General features: G+C 67.1%; 21 protein-coding genes. 16 read left to right on the top strand and 5 right to left on the bottom strand.

Going from position 1 to position 25692, the window contains the following annotated elements:
* Window positions 1-2 precede the first annotated feature (2 nt).
* From ACZ54P_RS06395 to ACZ54P_RS06420, 6 genes are all read left to right on the top strand, one after another.
* The gene (locus ACZ54P_RS06395) at window positions 3-1205 is read left to right on the top strand and encodes an MCE family protein (protein ID WP_465460508.1); all 1203 of its coding nucleotides are present in this window, start codon (window positions 3-5) and stop codon (window positions 1203-1205) included.
* On the top strand, window positions 1205-2470 hold the full coding sequence (locus tag ACZ54P_RS06400) for an MCE family protein (protein WP_465460509.1): 1266 nt from the start codon (window positions 1205-1207) through the stop codon (window positions 2468-2470). Before ACZ54P_RS06395 ends, ACZ54P_RS06400 begins: the two co-directional genes overlap by 1 nt.
* Window positions 2471-2501: 31 nt before the next feature.
* On the top strand, window positions 2502-3035 hold the full coding sequence (locus ACZ54P_RS06405; RefSeq protein WP_465460510.1) for a hypothetical protein: 534 nt from the start codon (window positions 2502-2504) through the stop codon (window positions 3033-3035).
* Window positions 3036-3118: 83 nt separating this feature from the next.
* Window positions 3119-4087: a hypothetical protein gene (locus ACZ54P_RS06410; RefSeq protein ID WP_465460844.1), complete on the top strand. Its 969-nt coding sequence runs from the start codon at window positions 3119-3121 to the stop codon at window positions 4085-4087.
* Window positions 4088-4931: 844 nt separating this feature from the next.
* Window positions 4932-8432, top strand: coding sequence for a DNA-directed RNA polymerase subunit beta (rpoB, locus tag ACZ54P_RS06415; RefSeq protein ID WP_465460511.1), 3501 nt, complete (start codon window positions 4932-4934; stop codon window positions 8430-8432).
* Between the two features lie 89 nt (window positions 8433-8521).
* A complete protein-coding gene (locus ACZ54P_RS06420) occupies window positions 8522-12436 on the top strand; it encodes a DNA-directed RNA polymerase subunit beta' (RefSeq protein WP_465460512.1) in 3915 nt (1304 codons plus the stop codon).
* A gap of 269 nt (window positions 12437-12705) precedes the next feature.
* Here the strand turns inward: ACZ54P_RS06420 and ACZ54P_RS06425 are convergent, their stop codons facing one another.
* The gene (locus ACZ54P_RS06425) at window positions 12706-12855 is read right to left on the bottom strand and encodes a hypothetical protein (protein ID WP_465460513.1); all 150 of its coding nucleotides are present in this window, start codon (window positions 12853-12855) and stop codon (window positions 12706-12708) included.
* An 815-nt stretch (window positions 12856-13670) separates the two neighbouring features.
* On the opposite strand from ACZ54P_RS06425, the gene ACZ54P_RS06430 reads away from it, so the two are divergent.
* The 6 genes from ACZ54P_RS06430 to ACZ54P_RS06455 all read left to right on the top strand — a co-directional run bounded on the left by ACZ54P_RS06430 (window position 13671) and on the right by ACZ54P_RS06455 (window position 18982).
* A complete protein-coding gene (locus ACZ54P_RS06430) occupies window positions 13671-15470 on the top strand; it encodes a hypothetical protein (protein WP_465460845.1) in 1800 nt (599 codons plus the stop codon).
* An 81-nt stretch (window positions 15471-15551) separates the two neighbouring features.
* A complete protein-coding gene (locus ACZ54P_RS06435; protein ID WP_465460514.1) occupies window positions 15552-17312 on the top strand; it encodes a hypothetical protein in 1761 nt (586 codons plus the stop codon).
* Between the two features lie 46 nt (window positions 17313-17358).
* On the top strand, window positions 17359-17592 hold the full coding sequence (locus ACZ54P_RS06440) for a hypothetical protein (protein WP_465460515.1): 234 nt from the start codon (window positions 17359-17361) through the stop codon (window positions 17590-17592).
* A 27-nt stretch (window positions 17593-17619) separates the two neighbouring features.
* Window positions 17620-17853, top strand: a complete 234-nt coding sequence (locus ACZ54P_RS06445; protein WP_465460516.1) for a hypothetical protein — start codon at window positions 17620-17622, stop codon at window positions 17851-17853.
* Between the two features lie 56 nt (window positions 17854-17909).
* The gene (locus tag ACZ54P_RS06450) at window positions 17910-18398 is read left to right on the top strand and encodes a hypothetical protein (protein ID WP_465460517.1); all 489 of its coding nucleotides are present in this window, start codon (window positions 17910-17912) and stop codon (window positions 18396-18398) included.
* 83 nt (window positions 18399-18481) lie between these two features.
* Complete coding sequence (locus tag ACZ54P_RS06455) at window positions 18482-18982, top strand: GNAT family N-acetyltransferase (protein WP_465460518.1); 501 nt, start codon at window positions 18482-18484, stop codon at window positions 18980-18982.
* 4 nt (window positions 18983-18986) lie between these two features.
* On the opposite strand, the gene ACZ54P_RS06460 is transcribed toward ACZ54P_RS06455, so the two are convergent.
* The 4 genes from ACZ54P_RS06460 to ACZ54P_RS06475 form a co-directional block, all read right to left on the bottom strand.
* On the bottom strand, window positions 18987-19598 hold the full coding sequence (locus ACZ54P_RS06460) for a hypothetical protein (protein WP_465460519.1): 612 nt from the start codon (window positions 19596-19598) through the stop codon (window positions 18987-18989).
* Between the two features lie 3 nt (window positions 19599-19601).
* Entirely contained in the window at window positions 19602-20789 is a 1188-nt protein-coding gene (locus tag ACZ54P_RS06465) for a hypothetical protein (protein WP_465460520.1), read from the bottom strand.
* 15 nt (window positions 20790-20804) lie between these two features.
* Window positions 20805-21164: a hypothetical protein gene (locus tag ACZ54P_RS06470; RefSeq protein ID WP_465460521.1), complete on the bottom strand. Its 360-nt coding sequence runs from the start codon at window positions 21162-21164 to the stop codon at window positions 20805-20807.
* A 123-nt stretch (window positions 21165-21287) separates the two neighbouring features.
* Entirely contained in the window at window positions 21288-21854 is a 567-nt protein-coding gene (locus ACZ54P_RS06475; RefSeq protein ID WP_465460522.1) for a YbaB/EbfC family nucleoid-associated protein, read from the bottom strand.
* A 193-nt stretch (window positions 21855-22047) separates the two neighbouring features.
* Here ACZ54P_RS06475 and ACZ54P_RS06480 point away from each other — a divergent pair, with 193 nt between their 5' ends.
* From ACZ54P_RS06480 to fusA, 4 genes are all read left to right on the top strand, one after another.
* Window positions 22048-22194 carry a hypothetical protein gene (locus ACZ54P_RS06480; RefSeq protein WP_167386361.1) on the top strand — a complete coding sequence of 49 codons (147 nt, stop codon included), beginning with the start codon at window positions 22048-22050 and terminating at the stop codon, window positions 22192-22194.
* A gap of 378 nt (window positions 22195-22572) precedes the next feature.
* Window positions 22573-22947 carry a 30S ribosomal protein S12 gene (gene rpsL / locus ACZ54P_RS06485; RefSeq protein ID WP_003102113.1) on the top strand — a complete coding sequence of 125 codons (375 nt, stop codon included), beginning with the start codon at window positions 22573-22575 and terminating at the stop codon, window positions 22945-22947.
* Window positions 22947-23417: a 30S ribosomal protein S7 gene (gene rpsG / locus ACZ54P_RS06490; RefSeq protein ID WP_005166770.1), complete on the top strand. Its 471-nt coding sequence runs from the start codon at window positions 22947-22949 to the stop codon at window positions 23415-23417. The genes rpsL and rpsG overlap by 1 nt, the downstream gene beginning before the upstream one ends.
* A gap of 63 nt (window positions 23418-23480) precedes the next feature.
* Window positions 23481-25580, top strand: a complete 2100-nt coding sequence (gene fusA, locus ACZ54P_RS06495) for an elongation factor G (protein ID WP_465460523.1) — start codon at window positions 23481-23483, stop codon at window positions 25578-25580.
* The last annotated feature ends 112 nt before the right edge of the window (window positions 25581-25692 follow it).

A 25692-nucleotide genomic window follows, 5' to 3' on the forward strand; every position in this document is an offset into this window, starting at 1 on the left:
ACATGAAGAAGTCCCTCGCTCTCATCGCTTCTGGAACGGTCGCCGCGCTCACGTTGAGCGGGTGCGGGTTCAGCGGGATCTACGACATCCCGCTGCCCGGTGGCGCCGAACTCGGCGACCACCCGTACACGGTCAAGGTGCAGTTCCGGGACGTGCTCGACCTGACCCCGCAGGCCGGGGTGAAGGTCAACGAGGTGGCCATCGGCCGCGTCGAGGCGATCGGGCTGACCCCGGACGGCTGGAACGCCGAGGTGACCCTGCGGGTCAACGGCGACGTGAAGCTCCCCGCGAACGCGCTGGCCAACGTCCGGCAATCGAGCCTGCTCGGTGAGAAGTACGTCGAGCTGGCCGCGCCGGCGGACGGTCAGGGCAAACTCGCCGACAACGCGGTCATCCCGCTGGCCCGGACGAACCGCAGCGTCGAGGTCGAAGAGCTGCTCGGCGCGCTTTCGCTGCTGCTCAACGGCGGCGGGGTGGAGCAGCTCAACACCATCACCAAGGAACTCAACAACGCCACGAGCGGCCGTTCGCCCGAACTCAAAGCGTTGCTGAACAACACCAACCAGCTGGTGACCAACCTGGACAAGCAGTCCGCGAACATCACGCGGGCACTCGACGGGCTGAACCGGCTTTCACTCACGCTGAACGGCCAGAAGGACAAGCTGGTCGGCGCGGTCGACAACCTCGGCCCCGGCCTCGGCGTGCTGGAGCAGCAGCGCGGCCAGCTGGTGACCATGCTGAACGCGCTCGACAATCTTTCCGGCGTCGCCGTCGACACGGTGAACAAGAGCAAGGAAGACCTCGTGGCCGACCTCAAGGCGCTGCAGCCGACGCTGCAGAAGCTCGGCGAGGCGGGCTCGGATCTGCCCAAGGCGCTGGAGATCCTGCTGACCTTCCCGTTCAGCGACGCCGCCTACGACGGCGTCAAGGGCGACTACTTCAACCTGTTCGCGAAGATCGACCTGAACCTGAACGAGATCCTCAAGAATCTCGGCCGCAGCCGTCAGAACCCGCTCCAGGACGTCGTTCCGGTGCCGGGATTGACCGGCGGCACCGAGGGGCCGGGCGTGAACCCGCCGCTGCCGATCCCGGACAGCGTCGGGGGCGTCGGCGGCGGCCAGGTGAGCGCGCCGCAGAGCGGCGGAAAGCCGCAACAGACCGGGCCCGCCGGGATCTTCGGCCTGCTGTCGGGAGGTGCGGGCTGATGCTGGTCCGGAGGACGAAGATCCAGTTGGTCCTGTTCGTGATCATCTCCGTGGTCGCCATCGTGTACGCGCTGATCCGGTTCGCCGGGCTCGGCTCGGTCTTCGGTGACGAGGGCTACACGGTGAAGCTCGAACTCAAGCAATCGGGCGGCATCTTCCAGAACGCCGAGGTCACCTACCGCGGCTTCAACATCGGCCGCGTCGGTGAACTGCGCCTGACGAAGACCGGGCTGGAGGCCGACCTCGACATCGCGCCCGACGCCCCGCAAGTGCCCGCCGATCTGGAAGCCCTGGTCGCGAACCGGTCCGCGGTCGGCGAGCAGTTCGTCGACCTGCGGCCCAAGAGTGAGCAGGGACCGTTCCTGAAGCAGGGCTCGGTCATCCCGGCGGACAAGGTCAAGACCCCGGTGCCCACCGAACAGCTCATCGGCGACCTCGACAGCCTCGCGGCGTCGGTGCCGGTCGATTCGCTGCGCAAGGTCGCCGACGAGTCGTACAACGCCTTCAACGGCACCGGCCCGGATCTGCAGCGGCTGCTCGACACCGCGCGCAGCTTCACCACGACCGCCCAGGAGTACCTGCCGCAGACGATCCAGCTGCTGGAAAAGGGCGGCCAGGTCCTCGAGACGCAGAACGACATGGCGAGCTCGATGAAGTCGTTCAGCGCGGACCTCGAGAAACTGTCCGGCCAGCTGAAGAACTCCGACGCCGACATCCGCAAGCTGATCGGGATCACCCCGCAGGTGGCGACCCAGATCAGCGAGGTGCTGGCGGAATCAGGGCCGGGGCTGGGCGCGCTGACGGCCAACCTGCTCACGACGGCGAACCTGCTCGTGACGCGGCTCGACGGGCTCGAGCAGGGGCTGGTGACCTACCCGATGCTCGCGGCGGGCGCCAACACCGTCGCCAACGACGGCACCGCGCATCTGGGCCTCGCGCTCAACCTGTTCAACCCGCCTTCGTGCACCAAGGGCTACATCGGCCTCGACAAGTACCGCGAGGGCACCGACACGACGCCGCGCCCGCCGAAGGACGACGCGTATTGCGCCGAGCCGAAGGGCAGCCCGATCAACGTGCGCGGTTCGCAGAACGTGCCGTACAACGGGGTCCCGCAGATCCCGTCGCAGGGCGACGTCGCCGCCAACGCCGGACGGTCGGCCGAAGAGCTGGCCGGCCTGCGCGCGGCGCAGGGCATGCCGAGCGTCCTGCAGAGCCCGGGCGTCAGCCTGGCCAGCCTCGGCGCCTTGCTGGGACTGCCCGGCTGAGCCCGAGACCGTATACCTACCCTGGAGTGTCATGAGTTCTTCTCGATCGTGGACCTCGCCGCGAACGCTGGTGCTGGGCGCCGCGGCGTTCGCGCTGGCCGCCCTGCTCGCCGCGGGCCTGTTCGGGATCCAGTGGGCGGTGGCGGCCTCAGACGACAACGCCGACCTGGCGCGTTCGCGGGACGAGGTGGTCAAGGCCGGTGGCACCGCGATCAAGGCCTACACCGAGGTCGACTTCGAGAACCTCGACGAGTTCTTCAACCGGCAGAAGGCCGTCTCCGACGACAAGATGAGCCAGCAGCTGGCCCAGCTGGAGCCGACCTACCGCAAGGCGCTCGGCGACGCGAAGACCAAGGTCGCGACCACGATCCAGGACATCGCGGTCGAGGAACTCGACGACCACGAAGGCAAGGCGAGCTTCCTCGCCGCCATCACCACCCAGGTCACCCAGGGCGACAAGGCGAGCTCGAAGGCGTTGCGCCTGGAGGTCTCGATGACCCGGGTCGGCGATGAGTGGAAGCTGTCCGGAATCGACAACGTGCCCCTCGTCGCGGCCGGCCAGTAAAGCGTCACCTAGAACGGAGCCTCGTAGTGCCCCCCTCCCGTCGCCAGCCTCCTCGCAGCACTCCGCCGGTGCGCCGCCCCCGGGTGGCCGGCCTGCGCCGGCCCGGTGCGTCTCCGGTCAGCGACGCGCCCGCTGCCGAGGCTCCCGCCCCCGAGGTCGAGGCCGAGGCCGAGGTCGACGAGACGCCGGTGACGAAGCCGGCGCCGGTCCGCCGTCCTTCGCCGCGGCCTGCTCCCCGTCCGGCTCCGGCTGTCAAGCCTTCGGAGCCCGCTGCTGAGGCGCCTGTAGAGGCGGAGGAGGCTTCGGAGGCTGTCGAGGCTCCTGAGAGTACTGAGGCCACTGAAGACGAGGTTGTCGCGAAGCCGAGTTCGCGTGCGAAGGCTCGTGCGGCGGCCCAGGCGAAGCCGGATGACATCGAAGAGGCCGAAGTCGAGGTCGCCGCCGAAGCGGACTCCGACTCCGACTCCGAGAAGCCGAAGAAGCCGGGATCCCGGCAGCTGATCCTGGCGGGCGCGCTGGTCGTCGTGGGGCTGCTGCTGGCCGGGGCCGCGGTGCTCTTCAAGATCCAGGCGGACGAGGTGACCAGCTCGACGGAGAACACCGCGCTGCTGGACGTCGCGAAGACCTCGCAGGTCAAGGACCAGGTCGCGAAGGCGACCGAGGCGCTGTTCTCCTACGACTACAACAACATCGCGAAGACCGAGGCCGCGGCGAACGATTTGCTGGTCAACGACGAGGTGCGGGCGAAGTACAACCTGCTGATGGGCGAGGTCAAGCGACTGGCGCCGCAGCAGAAGATGGTCGTGACCTGCAAGGTCACCCGCAGCGCCGTCATCCGGCTGGAGGGTGACCGGGCCGACGTGATGGTGTTCGTCGACCAGAGCTCGACGCGGGCCGACACGAACAAGACCACCGCCGGGAGCGCGCAGCTGCATCTGAACGCGGAGCTGCAGGGCGACAAGTGGAAGATCACGGCGATGAACACCTACGCCGCTCCGCCCAACCCCACCGCCCCCGCCGCGCCCCCCGCCTCCCCGGCCCCGAGCAAGTAACCCCCGGGTCGCGTTTAGCCCGCTAAACGCGACCCGCCGCTCCGCTCGAGCCTGGGCCGGGCACTTGCGTTTCGCCCCCTAATCGCGATCCGGCGCTCCGCTCAGGGCTGGGCCCCGGACTCACGTTTAGCCCGCTAACGCGATCTGGGCGGCGTCCTGTCGTGCCCCTCCAGAGGGCGTGCCGAGTCGACTTTCGCGGGCTAATCGTGACGCGCCGGCGCGCTGACCCACGTCGCGTTTAGCGGGCTAAACGCGCTCCGGCCGGCTTCCTGTGCGTCACCCCAGAAGGCTCACCGGTCACAGCGGTCACACGGCCAGAGCCGTGACGGTCACCTTCCCGGCCATCGGGCGCCCGACTCGATGACTCTCCGAAACAGCCGCCGGACGGATCACGATCTGCCCGCGAAACGCAGGTCGGCGCGCCAACGCCGTCACCTGCGGGTACCTGACGGTAACCCGGACAAGCGTCTTGTTCGTCACCCTCCGCGTGACCTCTTCAACGCTGCGCCAACCGGCGGGACCGCCGCGCGGCATCTTGACTACGAGCCCGCGTGGGGTCACGCTTACTGGCAACGGCGAGAACCGGCGGTGCCCTTGCGGGAGGGACGGCCCGGGGAAGCCGAGGAGAGGCATACCTGAAGACGTTGCGATGCAGGCTGGGCCCCATCGGGAGCGCCCCCTGGACAGACTGCGACGTTCGGGCTAGACTGCTTCTTTGCGCTGCCCTCTTTCAGGCTGCCCGGAGCCGGTAGTTAGGATAGTGGGCACACGGCACCCTTGACAGACCGCATCAGCTGTTGCTGACGCGGCTGCTCACCGCTCATTGTCCCCGGAAGGACGCATCTTGGCAGTCTCTCCCGCGAACCAGGCCACTGCTGCGACCACCTCGGCTGTATCTCGCTCGGAGTCCACGGGAATCCCGGGAGCCCCCAAGCGGGTCTCCTTCGCAAAGATTCGCGAGCCGCTCAACACCCCGAACCTGCTCGACGTGCAGATCAGGTCCTTCGAATGGTTCACCGGCGACGAGGCGTGGTTCGAACGCCGCGTCGAAGAAGGTGAAGAAAACCCGGTCGGTGGCCTGGAAGAGGTCCTCAACGAGATCTCGCCGATCGAGGACTTCTCCGGATCCATGTCGCTGTCCTTCTCCGACCCGCGCTTCGACGAGGTCAAGGCCTCCGTCGAGGAGTGCAAGGACAAGGACATGACGTACGCGGCCCCGCTGTTCGTGACCGCCGAGTTCGTGAACAACAACACCGGCGAGATCAAGAGCCAGACGGTCTTCATGGGCGACTTCCCGGTGATGACCGACAAGGGCACCTTCGTCATCAACGGCACCGAGCGTGTCGTCGTGTCCCAGCTGGTCCGTTCGCCGGGTGTCTACTTCGACACCAGCGTCGACAAGACCACGGACAAGGACGTCTTCAACGTCCGCGTCATCCCGAGCCGGGGTGCCTGGCTGGAGTTCGACGTCGACAAGCGCGACACCGTCGGCGTCCGCATCGACCGCAAGCGCCGCCAGCCGGTGACCGTGCTGCTGAAGGCGCTCGGTTGGACCACCGAGGCGATCCGCGAGCGCTTCTCCTTCTCCGAGACGCTGCTCGCCACCCTCGAGAAGGACCACACCGCAGGCACCGACGAGGCGCTGCTCGACATCTACCGCAAGCTGCGCCCGGGCGAGCCGCCCACCAAGGAGAGCGCGCAGACGCTGCTGGAGAACCTGTTCTTCAAGCCGAAGCGCTACGACCTGGCCAAGGTCGGCCGGTACAAGCTGAACAAGAAGCTCGGCCTCACCACGCCGTACGACACCGGGACGCTGACCGAAGAGGACATCGTCTCGACGATCGAGTACCTGGTCCGGCTGCACGCCGGCGAGGACAAGGCGACCGTCGGCGACCAGGTCATCCCGGTCGAGACCGACGACATCGACCACTTCGGCAACCGTCGTCTCCGCACCGTCGGCGAGCTCATCCAGAACCAGATCCGCGTGGGTCTGTCCCGGATGGAGCGCGTCGTCCGCGAGCGGATGACCACCCAGGACGTCGAGGCGATCACGCCGCAGACCCTGATCAACATCCGCCCCGTCGTGGCGGCGATCAAGGAGTTCTTCGGTACTTCGCAGCTGTCGCAGTTCATGGACCAGAACAACCCGCTGTCGGGGCTGACGCACAAGCGTCGTCTGTCCGCCCTCGGCCCCGGTGGTCTGTCGCGTGAGCGCGCCGGCATGGAGGTCCGTGACGTCCACCCGTCGCACTACGGCCGCATGTGCCCGATCGAGACGCCGGAAGGCCCGAACATCGGCCTGATCGGCTCGCTCTGCTCGTACGCGCGGGTCAACCCGTTCGGTTTCATCGAGACCCCGTACCGCAAGGTCGTCGAGGGCCGGGTCACCGACCAGGTCGACTACCTCACCGCGGACGAGGAAGACCGGTTCGTGAAGGCGCAGGCGAACGCGCCGATCTCGGAAGACGGCACCTTCGTCGAAGACCGCGTCCTGGTCCGTAAGAAGGGCGGCGAGGTCGAGCTGATCGACCCGCTGGACGTGGACTACATGGACGTCTCGCCGCGGCAGATGGTCTCGGTCGCGACGGCGATGATCCCGTTCCTCGAGCACGACGACGCGAACCGCGCGCTGATGGGCGCGAACATGCAGCGTCAGGCCGTGCCGCTGCTCCGCAACCAGGCGCCGTACGTCGGCACCGGTGTGGAGCTGCGCGCCGCGGTGGACGCCGGTGACGTGCTCGTCGCCGAGCAGTCCGGTGTCGTCGAGGAGCTCTCGGCCGACCTGATCACGATCATGCACGACGACGGCACGCGGAAGAGCTACGGACTGTACAAGTTCCGCCGCTCGAACCACGGCACCTGCTTCAACCACCGCCCGATCGTCAACGAGGGCGACCGGGTCGAGCAGGGTCAGGTCATCGCCGACGGCCCGTCCACCGAGAACGGTGAGATGGCGCTCGGCAAGAACCTGCTCGTCGCGGTCATGCCGTGGGAGGGCCACAACTACGAGGACGCGATCATCCTCTCGGAGCGCCTGGTGCAGGACGACGTGCTCACGTCGATCCACATCGAGGAGCACGAGATCGACGCCCGCGACACCAAGCTGGGCGCCGAGGAGATCACGCGGGACATTCCCAACGTCTCCGAAGAGGTCCTGGCCGACCTCGACGAGCGCGGCATCATCCGGATCGGTGCCGAGGTCCGCGACGGCGACATCCTGGTCGGCAAGGTCACGCCCAAGGGTGAGACCGAGCTGACCCCGGAAGAGCGTCTGCTCCGCGCGATCTTCGGCGAGAAGGCCCGCGAGGTCCGCGACACCTCGCTGAAGGTGCCGCACGGCGAGACCGGCAAGGTCATCGGCATCCGCGTGTTCTCGCGCGAGGACGACGACGAGCTGCCCCCGGGCGTCAACGAACTGGTCCGCGTCTACGTGGCCCAGAAGCGGAAGATCCAGCCGGGCGACAAGCTCGCCGGCCGCCACGGGAACAAGGGTGTCATCGGCAAGATCCTCCCGGTCGAGGACATGCCGTTCATGGAGGACGGCACGCCCGTCGACATCATCCTGAACACCCACGGTGTCCCGCGTCGTATGAACATCGGCCAGGTGCTGGAACTCCACCTCGGCTGGCTGGCGTCGCAGGGTTGGAAGATCGAAGGCAACCCGGACTGGGCGAAGAACCTCAACGAGGAGCTCTACGACGTCGACCCCGGCACGAACACCGCCACCCCGGTGTTCGACGGTGCCAAGGAAGACGAGCTGACCGGTCTGCTCGGCGCCACCAAGCCGAACCGTGACGGTGAGCGCATGGTGAAGCAGAACGGCAAGGCCACGCTGCTGGACGGCCGCTCCGGCGAGCCGTACCCGTACCCGGTCGCGGTCGGCTACATGTACATCCTGAAGCTGCACCACCTGGTCGACGACAAGATCCACGCCCGGTCCACCGGTCCGTACTCGATGATCACGCAGCAGCCGCTGGGTGGTAAGGCGCAGTTCGGTGGCCAGCGCTTCGGCGAGATGGAGTGCTGGGCGATGCAGGCGTACGGCGCCGCATACACCCTGCAGGAGCTCCTGACGATCAAGTCGGACGACGTGGTCGGCCGCGTGAAGGTGTACGAGGCCATCGTCAAGGGGGAGAACATCCCCGAGCCGGGTATCCCCGAGTCGTTCAAGGTGCTCCTGAAGGAGCTCCAGTCGCTTTGCCTCAACGTCGAGGTGCTGTCGAGCGACGGCGCCGCGATCGAGATGCGCGACTCCGACGACGAGGACCTCGAGCGTGCCGCGGCGAACCTCGGCATCAACCTGTCCCGCAACGAGTCGCCCTCGGTGGACGACGTCGTGCACTGACGGCTGTCCGAGGCGGGGCCTGCCTCCCGTGGGCCCCGCCTCGACCGCCAACCCCTCTAGTCGACTCAACCCCAAGGGGATGCAAAGACGTGCTGGACGTCAACTTCTTCGATGAGCTCCGCATCGGCCTCGCTACCGCCGACGACATTCGTCAGTGGTCCTTCGGCGAGGTCAAGAAGCCGGAGACCATCAACTACCGGACGCTCAAGCCCGAGAAGGACGGCCTCTTCTGCGAGAAGATCTTCGGCCCGACCCGGGACTGGGAGTGCTACTGCGGTAAGTACAAGCGGGTCCGCTTCAAGGGCATCATCTGCGAGCGCTGTGGCGTCGAGGTCACTCGCGCCAAGGTGCGCCGTGAGCGGATGGGCCACATCGAGCTGGCCGCTCCCGTCACCCACATCTGGTACTTCAAGGGTGTTCCTTCCCGCCTCGGCTACCTGCTCGACCTGGCGCCGAAGGACCTCGAGAAGATCATCTACTTCGCGGCCTACGTGATCACCGGTGTGAACACCGAGCTGCGGCACAACGACCTGCCGACCCTCGAGAACGAGATCGGTGTCGAGCGCAAGAACCTCGAGACCAAGCGTGACGCCGACATCGAGGCACGGGCGCAGAAGCTGGAAGCCGACCTGGCCGAGCTGGAGGCGGAGGGCGCCAAGTCCGACGTCCGCCGCAAGGTCAAGGAGGGCGGCGAGCGGGAGATGCGCCAGATCCGTGACCGCGCCGGTCGCGAGCTGGACCGTCTCGAGGAGGTCTGGACGACCTTCACCAAGCTCGACGTGCGTCAGCTGATCGCCGACGAGCTGCTCTACCGCGAGCTCGTCGACCGCTACGGCGAGTACTTCACCGGCGGCATGGGCGCGGAGGCCATCCAGAAGCTGGCCACCGAGTTCGACGTCGCGGCCGAAGCCGACAACCTGCGCGACACCATCCGCAACGGCAAGGGGCAGAAGAAGCTCCGCGCGCTGAAGCGGCTCAAGGTCGTCGCGGCCTTCCAGGCCACCGGCAACGACCCGCGCGGCATGGTGCTCGACGCCGTCCCGGTGATCCCGCCGGACCTGCGCCCGATGGTCCAGCTCGACGGTGGCCGGTTCGCCACCTCCGACCTGAACGACCTCTACCGCCGGGTCATCAACCGGAACAACCGGTTGAAGCGGCTCATCGACCTCGGCGCGCCCGAGATCATCGTCAACAACGAGAAGCGGATGCTGCAGGAGGCCGTCGACGCGCTGTTCGACAACGGCCGCCGCGGCCGCCCGGTCACCGGTCCCGGTAACCGCCCGCTGAAGTCGCTGTCCGACCTGCTCAAGGGCAAGCAGGGCCGGTTCCGTCAGAACCTGCTCGGCAAGCGTGTCGACTACTCCGGTCGTTCGGTCATCATCGTCGGCCCGCAGCTGAAGCTGCACCAGTGCGGTCTGCCGAAGGACATGGCGCTCGAGCTGTTCAAGCCGTTCGTCATGAAGCGGCTGGTCGACCTGAACCACGCGCAGAACATCAAGTCCGCCAAGCGGATGGTGGAGCGCTCGCGGCCGCAGGTGTGGGACGTGCTCGAAGAGGTCATCACCGGCCACCCGGTGATGCTGAACCGTGCGCCGACCCTGCACCGCCTCGGTATCCAGGCCTTCGAGCCGCAGCTGGTCGAAGGCAAGGCCATCCAGCTGCACCCGCTGGTCTGTGAAGCGTTCAACGCGGACTTCGACGGTGACCAGATGGCTGTGCACCTCCCGCTTTCCGCGGAGGCGCAGGCCGAGGCCCGCATCCTGATGCTGTCGGCGAACAACATCCTTTCGCCGGCGTCGGGCCGTCCGCTCGCCATGCCGCGGCTGGACATGGTGACGGGTCTGTTCCACCTGACCCGCCTGACCGAGAACGCCGTGGGTGCCGGCAACGCGTACTCCTCGCCCGCCGAAGCGATCATGGCGTACGACCTCAAGGCGCTGAGCCTGCACGCCCCGGTCAAGATCCGCATCGTCGACCGTCAGCCCGCCAAGGCCGACGAAGCGGCGCTCGCGGAGAAGGGCTGGGAGCCGGGCAAGGCCTGGCTGGCCGAGACCACCCTGGGCCGCGTGCTGTTCAACGAGCTGCTGCCGGCGGACTACCCGTTCATCAACGAGCCGATGCCGAAGAAGCGTCAGGCCCTGATCGTGAACGACCTCGCCGAGCGCTACTCGATGACGCAGGTCGCGCAGACCCTGGACCGCCTGAAGGACGCCGGTTTCTACTGGGCGACCCGTTCGGGTGTCACGGTCGCGATCTCCGACGTCCTCGTCCCGACCGGCAAGAAGGCCATTCTGGACGAGTACGAAGGCAAGGCCGACCAGGTCGAGAAGCGGTACCAGCGTGGTCAGCTGTCGCACGCCGAGCGCAACAACGAGCTCGTCAAGGTGTGGACGCAGGCCACCGAAGAGGTCCACAAGATCATGGAGACGGCGCTGCCGGACGACAACCCGATCGCGATGATCGTGAAGTCGGGCGCGGCGGGCAACATGACGCAGGTCCGGTCGCTGGCCGGTATGCGTGGTCTGGTGTCGAACCCGAAGGGTGAGTACATCCCGCGTCCGATCAAGGCCAACTTCCGTGAAGGCCTGTCGGTGGCGGAGTACTTCATCGCGACGCACGGTGCCCGTAAGGGGCTGGCGGACACGGCGCTCCGTACCGCCGACTCGGGTTACCTGACCCGGCGTCTGGTGGACGTGTCGCAGGACGTCATCGTCCGCGAGATCGACTGTGGCACCACCCGCGGCATCAACATGCCGATCGGTGAAGACATCGGCGACGGCAAGGTCCTGCGCGACCAGCACGTCGAGACCAGCGTGTACGCGCGGAACCTGGCGACCGACGCGGTCGACGCCAAGGGCAACGTCGTGCTCAACGCCGGTGACGACATCGGTGACCCGGCGATCGACAAGCTCATCTCGAGCGGGATCGCCAAGGTCAAGGTGCGTTCGGTGCTGACCTGCGAGTCGGCCGTCGGTATCTGCGCCACCTGCTACGGCCGGTCCATGGCGACCGGTCAGCTCGTCGACGTCGGCGAGGCCGTGGGTATCGTCGCGGCCCAGTCGATCGGTGAGCCGGGTACGCAGCTGACGATGCGTACGTTCCACCAGGGTGGTGTCGCCGGTGACGACATCACGACCGGTCTGCCCCGTGTCCAGGAGCTGTTCGAGGCCCGGGTCCCGAAGGGCAAGGCGCCGATCGCCGACGTCGATGGCCGTGTGCGCATCGAAGAGAGCGAGCGGTTCTGGAAGATCACGCTGATCCCGGACGACGGCAGCGAAGAGATCGTCTTCGACAAGCTGTCCAAGCGTCAGCGGCTCGCGAACACCCCGAGCGGCCCGCTGGGCGACGGCGACCGCGTGTCGGTCGGCCAGCAGCTGCTCGAAGGCACGCCGGACCCGCACGAGGTCCTGCGGGTCATGGGGCCGCGCGAGGCGCAGATGCACCTGGTGGACGAGGTCCAGAAGGTGTACCGGGCGCAGGGTGTGTCGATCCACGACAAGCACATCGAGGTCATCGTCCGGCAGATGCTCCGCCGGGTGACGATCATCGACTCCGGTGCCACGGACTTCCTCCCGGGCGAACTGCCCGAGCGGACCAAGTTCGAGGCGAAGAACCGGGCCTCGGTCGCCGAGGGCGGCGAGCCGGCTTCGGGTCGTCCGGTGCTGATGGGGATCACGAAGGCCTCGCTGACCACGGACTCGTGGCTGTCGGCGGCCTCGTTCCAGGAGACCACGCGTGTCCTGACCGACGCGGCCATCAACGGCCGCTCGGACAAGCTCGTGGGCCTCAAGGAGAACGTGATCATCGGTAAGCTGATCCCGGCCGGTACCGGAATCAACAAGTACCGCAACATCCAGGTGCAGCCGACCGAGGAGGCTCGGGTCGCCGCTTACGCGATCCCGTCCTACGACGACGGCTACTACACCCCGGATGTCTTCGGCTCCTCCACCCCGGGTGCCGCGGTGCCGCTGGACGATTACGACTTCGGCCGCGACTTCCGCTGATCCACCTAGCTCCACCCGAAGCGCCCCTGGCTCCCAGCCAGGGGCGCTTCGCTTTGCCCCTCCTTCACCCCCAGTCGCGTTTAGCCCGCTAAACGCGACCCGCCCTCGCGCCCGCCCCACTTGCGTTTCGCCCCCTAATCGCGATCCGGTGGCCGGGGACGGGGCGGGGAGGCGTACTCGCGTTTAGTGGGCTAAACGCGATCGGGAGGCGGATGGCGCCGACTTGCGTTTCGCCCCCTAATCGCGATCTGGCGGGAGGGGAGCGCAGGTCAGGGAGTCGCGCGCTCCTTGGGCAGGTTCCGGAACCTGGCCGCGGCGAGCGTGCCCTTGAGCAGCTGGCGGTTCGTCCGCGCTTCGCCGGTGATACGCGGGTCGTCGGTGTGGGAGAGCATGTCGAAGCAGTCGTACCCGGTCCCCATGTCGACCCTGTTGTCCGGGAACCGATCCGGCGCGAAGCAGGGCGCCAGCGCCTCACTCGGGCGATAGGGCCGCTACCGCAGGGTGGGAGCGGCACGATCGTCAGGTCGACCGCGCTCCCGCGGCTGTGCCCGGACTTCTCCGCGATGTACCCGTCGATCTTCCGGCCTTCTTCTCCGGAGCCTGCGCGGGCACGGGAAACGCGGTGAGCACGGCGAGAGCGTTGGAAGTTCCCGTCAGTTCATAACGAACCTGTAACGGCCTCGCGACCGGCGGACGTCGATTGCTGGTCCGTTGTGACCTGCGGTAGTGCGGCCAGGTGGCCTAGTTCCCACTACTCGGAAATTCGCCACTCGTTCGGACTAATGGCTCATCCGCATCGTGGGAAATCCACCCTGTCGTGGCATGTCTCATTCTTTGATCACGAGATTGACACTAAGGCGGCTTCGCACGAGTATTTCGCCCATGCAATCCCCAGTCGCCTTGGTGTGGCGCCGGCACGTTGACTTGCGACAGCAAGCAAGCGCGCTGTGTATGGATTCCTGACCTTTTCCGGATCGTCGTGTCCCGCTGAATCCGGGTGGCCGAAACGGCTGCATCCCTTCTGCGTGTGCTGACGATTTCCGCTGTGCCGCAACGGTTCTCTGCTTGAACCGGCGGTTGATTGCTTTCCCTTGATCCGTGTCGGTGACGCCTGCGCGAAATGGGGGAGAGGTGTGCCAATTGTCTGGCGCTTCGATAGCGAAAACAGGGAGAAAGAATGCTATCCAACTCGCCTGGGTTGCGAAAAGAGTGGCGAAAAGTGGCGATAGGCGCCATGGCGGCGGCACTCGCCGTGGGCACGGTGACCTATACCGGCTCGGCGACGAGTGCCTATGCGGACGTCCAGGTCGTCAAGGACGCGAAGAAGGCGGCTGACGGCAAGGAGTACTGGGTCCAGAACCACCTGGTGTCCAAGGACGTCGCGGCGGCTCGAAGCACCGACGGCAAGCGCAAGAAATGGTTGCTGGTCTGGGCCGGTGACGAGAACATCGCCGACACCCTGGTCAAGGACGTCAAGAACCTGCCGGGTTCTCTCGGCGGCGGCCTGAACAAGATCAAGAACGCGTTGCCCGGTCCGGACTTCCTCGCCGTGATCGACGCGACGCAGGGCTCGCCGACCTACGGCAAGGTCGTCAACACCGCCACTGTCGGACCGCTCGTCGAGAACGAGCCGCACCACATGCAGTACGTGTGGCACAAGGGCGACACGATCTACGCCGGTGCGCTTTTCGCCGCCGCGACCTACGCCTTCGACGTCTCCGCGTTGCCGCGACTGAAGCTCAAGGGCGTCAGCCTCCCGACCCAGACCCTCGGCGGGTCCGTGCCGGACGCGTACTGGGTGCTCAAGGACGGCACCGCGTACGGCACGTACATGGGTGGCCCGGTCGTACCCGGTCCGCATACCTACGCCAACGGTTCCACCGTGGTGGGCAACGGTTTCGCCGGCAGCCCGGGCGAGGTCGTCCGCTTCGACCAGAACGCGCAGGTGCTTTCCGAATCCCCGGCGGCCACACCGCAGGGGGACAACAAGAAGCTGTGCGACAACCTTCCGCAACTGGACAAACCGACCTGCGCCAACCCGCACGGCATCCAGGCTCGCGAGGACCTCAACACCCTCGTCACCAGTGACTACGCCGAGCCGCGCAACATCATCCTCGATCCGGTGAAGCAGCCGTCGCCGTATCTGCGGCGCCCGACCGTTCGCACGTGGGACATCTCCGACCGCAACAAGCCGAAGCTCAAGGCGGTCTCGTACCTGCCGGACGGCCCCCGCGCCGACCCGGCGGATCCGCTACACGCCGAGAGCCGTGCGGTCATGGAGACCACGGTGACCAACCTGCCCGGCCACAAGGGCGCGTTCGCCCAGACCATGCAGGGCGGCGCGGTGTTCTACACGCCGGACATCACCGCCAAGGAACCCCACTGGATCCAGGTGTTCGACGACGGTGCCGCGAACAAGGCGATCCACCCGAACAACGACTCCAACGGTGGTGGTTCGAACGGTGGCTGGATCCAGACCAGCCCCGACGACAAGTACCTCTACCGTGCGATCACCGGACGCTCCAAGGGCGCGCTCGGCCCGGACGACCCCGGTACCACCGGTGGCGTCTACATCCTCGACATCCAGAAGCTCGTCGCCGCGGGTGACAAGGTCGAGAACATCAACGGCCGGATCGACACGAAGGAGAAGTCGCAGCAGGGCGGTGGCGGTGACCTGCCGACCGTCGTCGGTGCGGCGCCGATCAACCCTGGCACGCCGGGTGGGGGCCCGCACTGGGGCGCCTACGACAACTTCGTGCTCGGCGACGACGGGTACTACCACGAAACCGACAAGCCGCAGCACCTCGCGGTGTCGAACTACTTCGTCGCACGGTCCGGTTTGGACGGTGACCACAAGGTCAACCTGCTGAACCTCGGTGAGGACGGGAAGGTCGCGGTCGACCAGAACTTCCGGGACGAGTTCACCGGGCAGGTCGGGATCAACTTCAACCGGAAGACCTGGCCACACGGGTCCTTCGGAAACGCCAAGCCGCACTCCGAACTGTTCGTCGTAGCGGACGCGGATCTCAAATAACCCTGTTCGGCGCGGAAGGTCGTGGGTGGCGGGCGCATCCCCGCCGCCCACGGCCCCGCCGATTCGCTCCGGAAGGTCCCCATGGATCACCACGTCATACCGGCGAGTTCGGGTTCGTCCGGAGTTGGCATCGCCCTGGTCCTGCTTCGGCTCGGGCTGTTGCTGGCGACCGCTTTTCTTGCCGGAACCGGGATTCTGCGTCCGCTGGTGGGCGAGCTGCCCCGGCGCCTTCACCTCGCCATCGCCGCGCTCGGCGGGGTTTCCGCCGCGCTCGCGACTGTTTCCGCTTTCGCGACCGACGTCAACGTCATCGCGCTGACCGTGCATATCGCACTCGCACTGGCGATTCCCGTTCTGGTGCGCTGGCCGTCAGCCGGCCGATGGGCTTCACTCGCCTTGGCCGCGTTGGTGGTGCTCGAAACCTCGCTTGGGCGGTCCGGTGTGGAGTTCGCCATCGACACCGTTTATGTCGCGGCGGCGGCCTTGTGGTTCGGCGTCACCGTTCTTTCGGTCTGGGTGCCCGCCGCGGGATGGCGCCAGACGAATTTCCGGCTCGGCCCGCTTTCCCTGACACTGGGCGGACTTCTCGTCGCCGCCGGAGCCGTCCAGCTGTTCTCCTCCGGGCTCGGGTTCGACCGCCGGATCTACGGAACCTTCTTCGGGATCACGTTGCTGCTGATCGCCGTGCTCCCGGTCGTCGCTACTGTCATCGCCGGATTTCTTCTGCCAGGCAAGGAATCCACGCACGCCTATCGATTCGGCGCGGCAGCCGTGGCTGCCGCTTTCGTCGCCTGGAGCGCCCTCGCGGCCATCCCCGAACCGCCCGATCTGCCGATTCCAGGAGTTCCTCTGCTCGCTGACGCGTCCATCGGTGACCAGCGGATCCCGGTGCTGGTGAGCCCGCAGCGGCCCGGCAAGAACCTCGTCCATTTCCCGGCGAGTGCCGGAGACGGCCTGTCCGCCGGAATCGAAGGCGGCCTGATCGGCAAGGCCATCGTGCGTCCCGGCGCCGAGGGCACCTGGGCCGAGGTCGACCTGCCGAAGGGACGCAGCGACCTGATCGTCAGCCGAGGCGAAGAGAAGACCGCGATCGAGGTCGACGCGGGGGAGGAGCAAGGGCCTGCCATCGAGGACACGGACGCGCCCGAATGCGCGTCGGCCGCGTTGGGTGGCCTGATCGCCGACCGTCGCGACGTCCTCACGTCGTGTCCGTCGGCCACACTTTCGGGCGAAGACAGCGGTTCCCTGGTCAAGCTCGTCGAGTTCCTCGCCGGGCGCAAGCCATCCGCGCTCACGCTCGTCGAGGACACCTCGCCGCGCAGTGTGGCCGCCGCGAAGCTGGTCCGCGAGACCGCCGCGCGCGCCGGACTCCCTGTGCAGGCCGAAGCGGGCCCGAACACCGCGCTGGTGGTGGTGGCAGGCTGGGCGGGCGGCTACACGGCGATGACCCGCGCGGCCGAGTCCCAGCGGCTCAAGCCGACCCATCAGTACGGCCTGTATCTGGCGCCGTGGCTCCTCAACGGCCCCATCGTCAACTCCGTCGCGAGTTCCTCGCTGCCGCTGAGGTTCGACCCACGGGAACAGGTCGCCGTCAGCTACGCGGTCGCCACGAACAACGCCTTCGGCGGCGAAAGCCCCACGCTCGGCGGCTTCCGGAACTGGCTGGGCGGCCAGTGGACGTCGGTGAACGGCGACGTCCAGATCTTCGCCGCGGCGCAGGTCAACGCCATGCCGATGTACCCGGGCGAACCGCACGCTGCCGGGATGATCGCCGACCGGAACTACGCGGGGCAATGGATCCCCGACGGCACGATCGTGCCGATCAGCTCGGTGCTGCGGTGAAGGATTCCGCTCGATTCCAGCAGCGGTAAGGAAAAAGGGAGAAGAGATGAAGCGAATCGCGGCCCGTGTGCTGCTGCCGCTCGCCGTGGCGGGCGCGTTGTCCGGACTGGCGGGCGGGGTCGCCTCGGCCGACCCGCTGCCGGGCCTGCCGACCGGTGGTGGCGGCCCGGCACTCTGGCTGATCCCCGGAGTCGACCTCGGCGGTCTGCTCGGCCCGGCCGTCACGGCGCCGACCGACCTCCTCGCCCCGATCTTCGGGATCATCACGCCGATCTCGTAAAAACCGTTACCAGCAAAGGAGAAACTTATGAAGAAGACCCTCGTTCGCGCGGTCGCCGGTGCGGCGCTCGCTGGGCTCGTCGCCCTCGGTTCGGCCGCTCCCGTGCTCGCCGCGCAGGACACCCAGAACGACGTCGTGGTCGTCGACGAGCCCGACACGAGCGACCTCGACAACATCTGGACGTTCGCGCCGCTCGGGGTCCCGGTGCTGGGCCTCATCCAGTCGCTCAACGGCGTCCCCGGCCGGCTGCTGCCGTCCTGACTTGGCGTGGCGGCGCGGCTCCCGGGCCGCGCCGCCGCTTTCGGTGAGGAGAACCGATGGCCGACAGACAACTGATCGGGCGCATCGCCATCGCGGGGATCGTGGTGGCCGCGCTCGCGACCTGCGTGGTGCTGCTCAACGGCGGCGAGGAACCACCGGCCGAGACCGTGGCCGTCGTCGACGAACCCACCGACGCCGCGCCGTCGCGGGAACCGGACCGCACGATCACGCGGACGCTCAGCCAGGCGCGGCAGCCGGTGTCGAACGACTGGCAGATCGCGTACGAACTCGTCGGGACGGGGACCGCGACCGTGGTCTACGACTCGAACGGGCTGGGGCTCGTGCACCAGGAGCTGCAGGTGACGCTGCCGTGGCGCAAGGAACTCACGTGGCGGAACACCGGCACACCGCCGACCGTCCAGCTGATGGGGCAGGGCGAGGGCGCTGTCGAATGCCGGGTGGCCGTGGGCGGCGCCGTCGTCACGGCACAGAAGTCCACCCCCGGCGAGGTCGCCACCTGCGCCGGCCGCCTGGCCCCCTCCTGACCCCGCCCCCATGTCGACTTTCGCCCCCTAATCGCGATCCGGGGCCGGAGAAATTCGCTGGCCGGGGTAGGGATCATGAAGACATGAGCTGGAGCTTCGAAGTGACCCCCGTCGACCACCCGGACGCGGCCCTGTTGCTGCGCGAGTACCTGGACGAGATCGCGTCGCGCTACTACGAGCGTCAGGTCACCGAAGAGGAGCTCGACGACCTGCTCGAGGAGCAGCACAGCCGGGACATGGTCTCGCCCACTGGTGCCTTCCTCCTCGCGCGGCGCGACGGGGTGCTGGCAGGCTGCGCCGGGCTCCGGGTCGTCGCGCCCGAGATCACCGAACTCAAGCGCGTCTTCCTGCGGAAGTCCGAGCGCGGCAAGGGCGGCGCGGCGCTGCTCGTGGCCGCCGCCGAAGACGTCGCTCGCGGCCTCGGGGCCACGCTGATCCGCCTTGACACTCGCGACGACCTCGTCGAGGCGAGGGCCCTGTACGCACGCCTCGGCTACGAGACTGTCGAGCCCTTCAACGACGACCCCTACGCGCACCACTACTTCGCGAAGTCCCTGGCCCCGGCCGTGCCGGATCGCGTTTAGCCCGCTAACCGCGATTGAGGGGTACCTGGTCGGCGACGTCGGCCAGGTAGTCCAAGGTGCGCAGAAGCTGTGGCCCACTCGGCAATGATTTCGGCACCACCGCCACCGTCCGGCCGGAGGTATGGAACTCGCGGCACCGGCTCACGTTTCGCAGCAGCCAATCCCGGACCTCGGAACGCAGCACGAAGCCGGGATTCGAACAGTCCACTTCGGACCCGCTGATCGAGAGCGTGCAGTCGGGCAGGTGCGCACCCACCTCGACGTGCACGACGGTCCGCAGCGAACCGGACTCCCGGGTGCCGTCTTGACGGAACCCGGCACCCGGCAGGTGGTACCGGTAGACGCCGAAGGGTATTCCCCGGTGGGTACCCACCACCGCCTGGTCGATCGACTCGCCGGTCCGCCGCAAGGGGGCGGGCGCCCGGCCCCGGACCGCCTGCTCGTGCCGTCCGCCCGAGGCGCCGTGCCCGAGCCGGGCGCCGCTGAAGAAGTCCCAGCCCCGTGCCTTGGCCAGCTTGGCCAGTCCACGTTTCTTCGCCGCTCCGGCGGCGATCCACCAGGCGGCCAGCCCGAGGGGCAACGCCACGGCGGTGATGGCGACGATCCACCCGGTCACGGCTCAGAAGTCCAGATTTTCGCTGGCCTCTTCGGTGGACTGCTCGTCATCACCCACGGAACCGTACTCGCCTGCTTTGATCCCGCCCGAGGTGTACGTGCCGACCTTCCCGGTGACACCCGCCGCGACCTCGCCCTTTTCCCTTCCGGTCTCCGGCGTTTTCCAGCTGCCGTCCGGATTCGTGGCCTTGCCGAGTCCGACGGTGTTCAACGCGGCCTTCTTCGTGGCCGACGTCATCCGCTCGCCGAAGCCGTCCGCGAGCCTGCCGCCCATGGCGCCGTCCTTCGAGGCGAACTTGCCCCACGCGGAAGCGCCCGGCCCGGCCGCCAGCTGCGCGGTGGACTTGTTGTGTGCCATCAGCTCCTTGTAGTTGCCCTTCCACTTGCCGAAGAACTCCTTGAGCTTGCCAAGGAACTGCTTGATCTTGTCGAGCAGCTGGCGAAGCTTGTTCAGGAACTTCTGCACCTTCGACGTCGTGGAGACCGCGCGGGTGGCCGTCAGCCCGCCCGCCGTCGCCGTCGAGCCGCCACAGGTCGGGACGGCCGCGGCCAGGGCGGGGATCCAGATCATGATCAGCCAGGTGATGAACTCGGTGAGGATCGCCTTGATGAACTCCTCGATCACCGTCATCACCATGCTGGAGATCTGCAGCAGTTGCGCGATGTCCCCCGCCTGCGCCGCGATCCCGTCGATGCCCTGCCCGAACTTCGCCAGCTTCTCGCCGGCCGCGTTCGCCGCGTCACCGTCCCATTGGGACAGTGACTTCACCGCGTTGTCGCCGAATTCCTTGCTGTACTTCTGCAGCCAGACACCGATGTTGTTGAAGTTGCTCGCCGCGTTCGACAACGCCGGACCGTCGCCGCTGACCATGTGGATGGCGTCCTGGATCGGCTGGCACACGTTCATCAGGAAGCTGAGCCCCTGGCCGACCAGCCAGCCGATCGGATCGCTCGCGATGTCCGCGACGCCGACGCAGGAGCTGACGAAGCCGGCCCCGCTGGCGGCGATGGTGCCGATGTCGCTCGCCTGGAAGCCGTCCGCGGTCGCGCTCTTGACCGTGTTGAAGGTGCTGACCCCGCTGCCGAGCGGACCGGGCAGCGACGTCAGCATCTTGTCCGTGCGGACGACGTCCGGGTTGTAGTCGTTGATCTGGATCCCGGTGTGCTCGCCGGTGATCTTCTGGTCGGCCACGATCGTGCCCCCTCGTTACTTGGCCGGTCCGATTTGCGGTGTCCGCGACCGCGCCGGCTGCTCGAGCATCTTGAGGATCTCGTTGAGCGATTTGACGTTGTCCTCTTCGTTGCGCTCGTAGATGGTGGCCGCGTTGCCGAGCTTTTCCGACGCCGCGGTCAACCCCGCCGACATCTCGATCAGCAGATCCTGCAGGTCGGTGCACATCTCCGTGTATTCGTTCTTCACGAACAGGCCGACCACACCCCACGATTCCTCACCGACGTCGGACTGCCGCACCAGCCGCCCCACCTCGGCCGGGACCCGGACGTCCTGCGCGAGCTTGCCCGAGTAAGTGCGCAGAGCGCTGATGACCACCGCGTGCCCCTCGCCCATCAGTGACCCCTCCTCAAGCACCATCCGGTGCGGATCGTCGTGATCGGCCCCTTGGACCCGGAAGCGCCACCCCCGGTTCCCGGAGCCCTTCAAATCGCGTTCAGCCCGCTGAAGGCGCTCGGCTCAGCGGTCGTCTTCGTCGAACAGGTTCTTCAGGAAACGGTCGCCGTCGGAGCCGCCGGCCGGGGGCGGGGTGGGCTGCTGCTGAGGTTCGGTTTCGGACCGCAGGACCGAGCGCTCGGCGTAGTCGTCGGGCTGCTCGGCCCGTCCCCGGGCGGGCGCGTCCTCCGTCATCTGCGCCTTCAAGTCCTCGACCGTGGTCCCGAACAGCTCGGCCTGGGTCTCCAGCACCTGGTCGACGAGGTTGAGGTCGTCGCCCAGGTGTTCTTCGACGATGGTGGCCTGCTTGCGGGCCGATGCGGCCACGGCCTGCTGAATGGTCGACATCAGCGCGGCCGAGAGGCCTTCGGGACGCTGTCGGAGGGCCTCCTCGGTGAACCGGACGTCCATGATGGCGCCGCCGGGGCCCGCCACCACGGTCACCGAACGGTCGGGTGATGTCGCCGTCGCCTCGAGTCTGCTCAGCTCGTCCTGCATCCCGCCGATGTTCGCGAAGCGATCGTCGACGTTCTGGAGCTTGGACTGGAACTTCTCGAATTCCGCGACCAGCTGGTCGAACTCGGCTGCCATGGAGCCTCCCCGTGCGAGTGCGATGCGCCACCTGGAACCACGCCCGTCGACGCTGTGACCGGTGTCATCGTGACCTATTCACCGGTTTGACGCGATGGTGTGCTTCCCGGATCCATCCGGCTCACCCGTTAGGGGAATAGGTAGCGTGGTTCGCCGAGTTACGGCGACAAGCAGCACAGCGAGGGGAGGCGTCGTGGACGCCGAACAGCAGGAAAGCGTGGAGGAGCCGAGGCGGGGGAGCCACGCGGCGCCGGAGGGTGCGCCCGTGCACCCGCTGATCGACCTCGGCCGGGACCCGAACCCGGGCAGGCCCGACCACGCCAAGCCGGACGAAGAGTGACGGCTGGGCGCGCGGCGCCTCCGTTGTGGGTGGTGGCGGGGGCATGGGTGAAGAAAGCGGCCGAAACGCCGTTTCATCAGGGTGGCCGCGGCGCGACGCCCGGCACGATATAGTTATCGACCCCCCGATTTGGTCGCCCCTGAAGTGGGCGGGTATCTTTGGAGACCGTGCCCGGCAGGCGTCGGGCCGTCCCGTGTGCCGTGCGGTGTGAACGGGGTGCTCAGGCATCCGGTTCGAAGGCTTCGCCCACACGGGATCCGACGGAAAATCCCTACGGGAAGTTACCGGTCGAAAGACCGTGACGCGGGCCGACACGCCCGACCGCGGGGGCCGGAGACAGACACGTAGTAGCAAGATCGCGAACAGAAAGCTGGTCCATTGCCCACGATCCAGCAGCTGGTCCGTAAGGGCCGCCAGGACAAGGCTGCCAAGCAGAAGACCGCGGCCCTCAAGGGGAGCCCGCAGCGGCGTGGCGTGTGCACTCGCGTGTACACCACAACCCCCAAGAAGCCGAACTCGGCGCTTCGCAAGGTCGCTCGTGTGAAGTTGACCAGCGGCATCGAGGTCACCGCCTACATTCCCGGTGAAGGCCACAACCTGCAGGAGCACTCGATGGTGCTCGTGCGTGGTGGTCGTGTGAAGGACCTGCCGGGTGTCCGTTACAAGATCATCCGCGGTTCGCTCGACACCCAAGGTGTCAAGAACCGTAAGCAGGCGCGCAGCCGGTACGGCGCGAAGAAGGAGAAGAGCTAATGCCTCGCAAGGGTCCGGCGCCGAAGCGGCCGCTGATCTCTGACCCCGTCTACGCATCCCCGCTGGTCACCCAGCTGGTGAACAAGGTGCTGAAGGACGGCAAGCGGTCCCTGGCCGAGCGCATCGTCTACGGCGCCCTCGAAGGTGCTCGCGAGAAGACCGGCACCGACCCGGTCGTCACGCTGAAGCGCGCCCTCGACAACGTGAAGCCCACCATCGAGGTGAAGAGCCGTCGTGTCGGTGGCGCCACCTACCAGGTGCCGATCGAGGTCAAGCCGGGCCGCTCCACCACCCTTGCGCTTCGCTGGCTGGTCTCCTTCTCCGCGGCTCGCCGTGAGAAGACCATGATCGAGCGCCTGCAGAACGAGCTGCTCGACGCGAGCAACGGCCTCGGCGCGAGCGTGAAGCGGCGCGAGGACACGCACAAGATGGCCGAGTCCAACAAGGCCTTCGCGCACTACCGCTGGTGATGACCGCCCGGCTGCCGATCCAAGCCTTGCCGGGCCCCAATTTTGAGACAGGGGAACACTCTCGTGGCACGTGACGTGCTGACCGACCTGAACAAGGTCCGCAACATCGGCATCATGGCCCACATCGACGCCGGTAAGACCACCACCACCGAGCGGATCCTGTTCTACACCGGGGTCAACTACAAGATCGGTGAAGTCCACGATGGCGCCGCCACCATGGACTGGATGGAGGAGGAGCAGAAGCGGGGTATCACCATCACCTCGGCTGCCACCACCACCTTCTGGGCCGATCACCAGATCAACATCATCGACACCCCGGGGCACGTCGACTTCACCGTCGAGGTGGAGCGATCGCTGCGCGTGCTCGATGGTGCCGTCGCCGTCTTCGACGGCAAGGAAGGTGTCGAGCCGCAGTCCGAGCAGGTCTGGCGTCAGGCGGACAAGTACGAGGTTCCTCGTATCTGCTTCGTCAACAAGATGGACAAGCTCGGTGCGGACTTCTACTTCACCGTCCGCACCATCGAGGAGCGCCTCGGCGCCCGCCCGCTGGTCATCCAGCTGCCGATCGGCGCCGAGAGCGAATTCGAAGGCGTCGTCGACCTCGTCCGCATGAAGGCGCTGACCTGGCGCGGCGAGGTCCAGAAGGGTGAGGACTACGCCGTCGAGGAGATCCCGGCCGAGCTCGCCGACAAGGCGGCCGAGTACCGGGAGAAGCTCGTCGAGACCGTCGCCGAGGCGGACGACGCCCTCATGGAGAAGTTCCTCGAGGGTGAGGAGCTGACCGAGGCCGAGATCAAGGCCGGTATCCGGAAGCTCACCGTCGACCGCGAGGCGTACCCGGTGCTCACCGGTTCCGCCTTCAAGAACAAGGGCGTTCAGCCCATGCTCGACGCGGTCATCGACTACCTTCCGTCGCCGCTCGACGTCCCCGCCGTCGAAGGCACGCTGCCCGACGGTGAGACCGTCGTGTCGCGCAAGCCGTCGACCGAGGAGCCGTTCTCCGCTCTGGCGTTCAAGATCGCCGCGCACCCGTTCTTCGGCAAGCTGACCTACATCCGGGTGTACTCGGGCAAGGTCTCCGCCGGCGCGCAGCTGATCAACGCGACCAAGGAGCGCAAGGAGCGCATCGGGAAGCTCTTCCAGATGCACTCCAACAAGGAGAACCCGGTCGACGAGGCCCAGGCCGGCCACATCTACGCGGTCATCGGCCTGAAGGACACCACCACCGGTGACACCCTCGCCGACCCGCAGAACCCGGTCGTCCTCGAGTCGATGACGTTCCCGGCGCCGGTCATCCGCGTCGCGATCGAGCCGAAGACCAAGGCCGACCAGGAGAAGCTCTCCCTGGCGATCCAGAAGCTGGCCGAAGAGGACCCGACGTTCCAGGTCAACCTGGACGAGGACACCGGCCAGACGATCATCGCCGGTATGGGCGAGCTGCACCTCGAGGTGCTGGTCAACCGGATGAAGTCCGACTACAAGGTCGAGGCGAACATCGGTAAGCCGCAGGTCGCCTACCGCGAGACGGTGCGCAAGACGGTCGAGAAGCTCGACTACGTGCACAAGAAGCAGACCGGTGGTTCCGGTCAGTTCGCGAAGGTCATCGTCAAACTCGAGCCGCTCGAGTCCACCGACGGTGCCCTCTACGAGTTCGACAACAAGGTCACCGGTGGTCGCGTGCCGCGGGAGTACATCCCGTCGGTCGACGCGGGCGCACAGGACGCCATGCAGTACGGCGTGCTGGCCGGCTACCCGCTCGTCGGGTTGAAGTTCACCTTGTTGGACGGCGCGTACCACGAGGTCGACTCTTCGGAAATGGCCTTCAAGATCGCCGGTTCCATGGCGATGAAGGAAGCCGCGAAGAAGGCCGGTCCGGTCATCCTCGAGCCGCTGATGGCCGTCGAGGTCACCACGCCCGAGGACTACATGGGCGATGTGATCGGCGACCTCAACTCCCGCCGTGGCCAGATCCAGGCCATGGAGGAGCGCGCCGGTACCCGTGTCGTCAAGGCACTGGTCCCGCTGTCGGAGATGTTCGGTTACGTCGGTGACCTGCGGTCGCGTACCCAGGGACGTGCCAACTACTCCATGGTGTTCGATTCCTACGCCGAGGTTCCCGCGAACGTCGCCAAGGAAATCATCGCGAAGGCGACGGGGGAGTAGTTCCCGTCCGTCCGCGGGCATAAGGGACACTCCTGACCGTCCGCAGCACCCACCGAGAAACGAATCTCCGTCCGACGACAGCCACGTTGGCCGGTGAGTAAGCAAAAAAGTC

It is taken from the genome of Amycolatopsis sp. NPDC034160 (assembly GCF_055575355.1).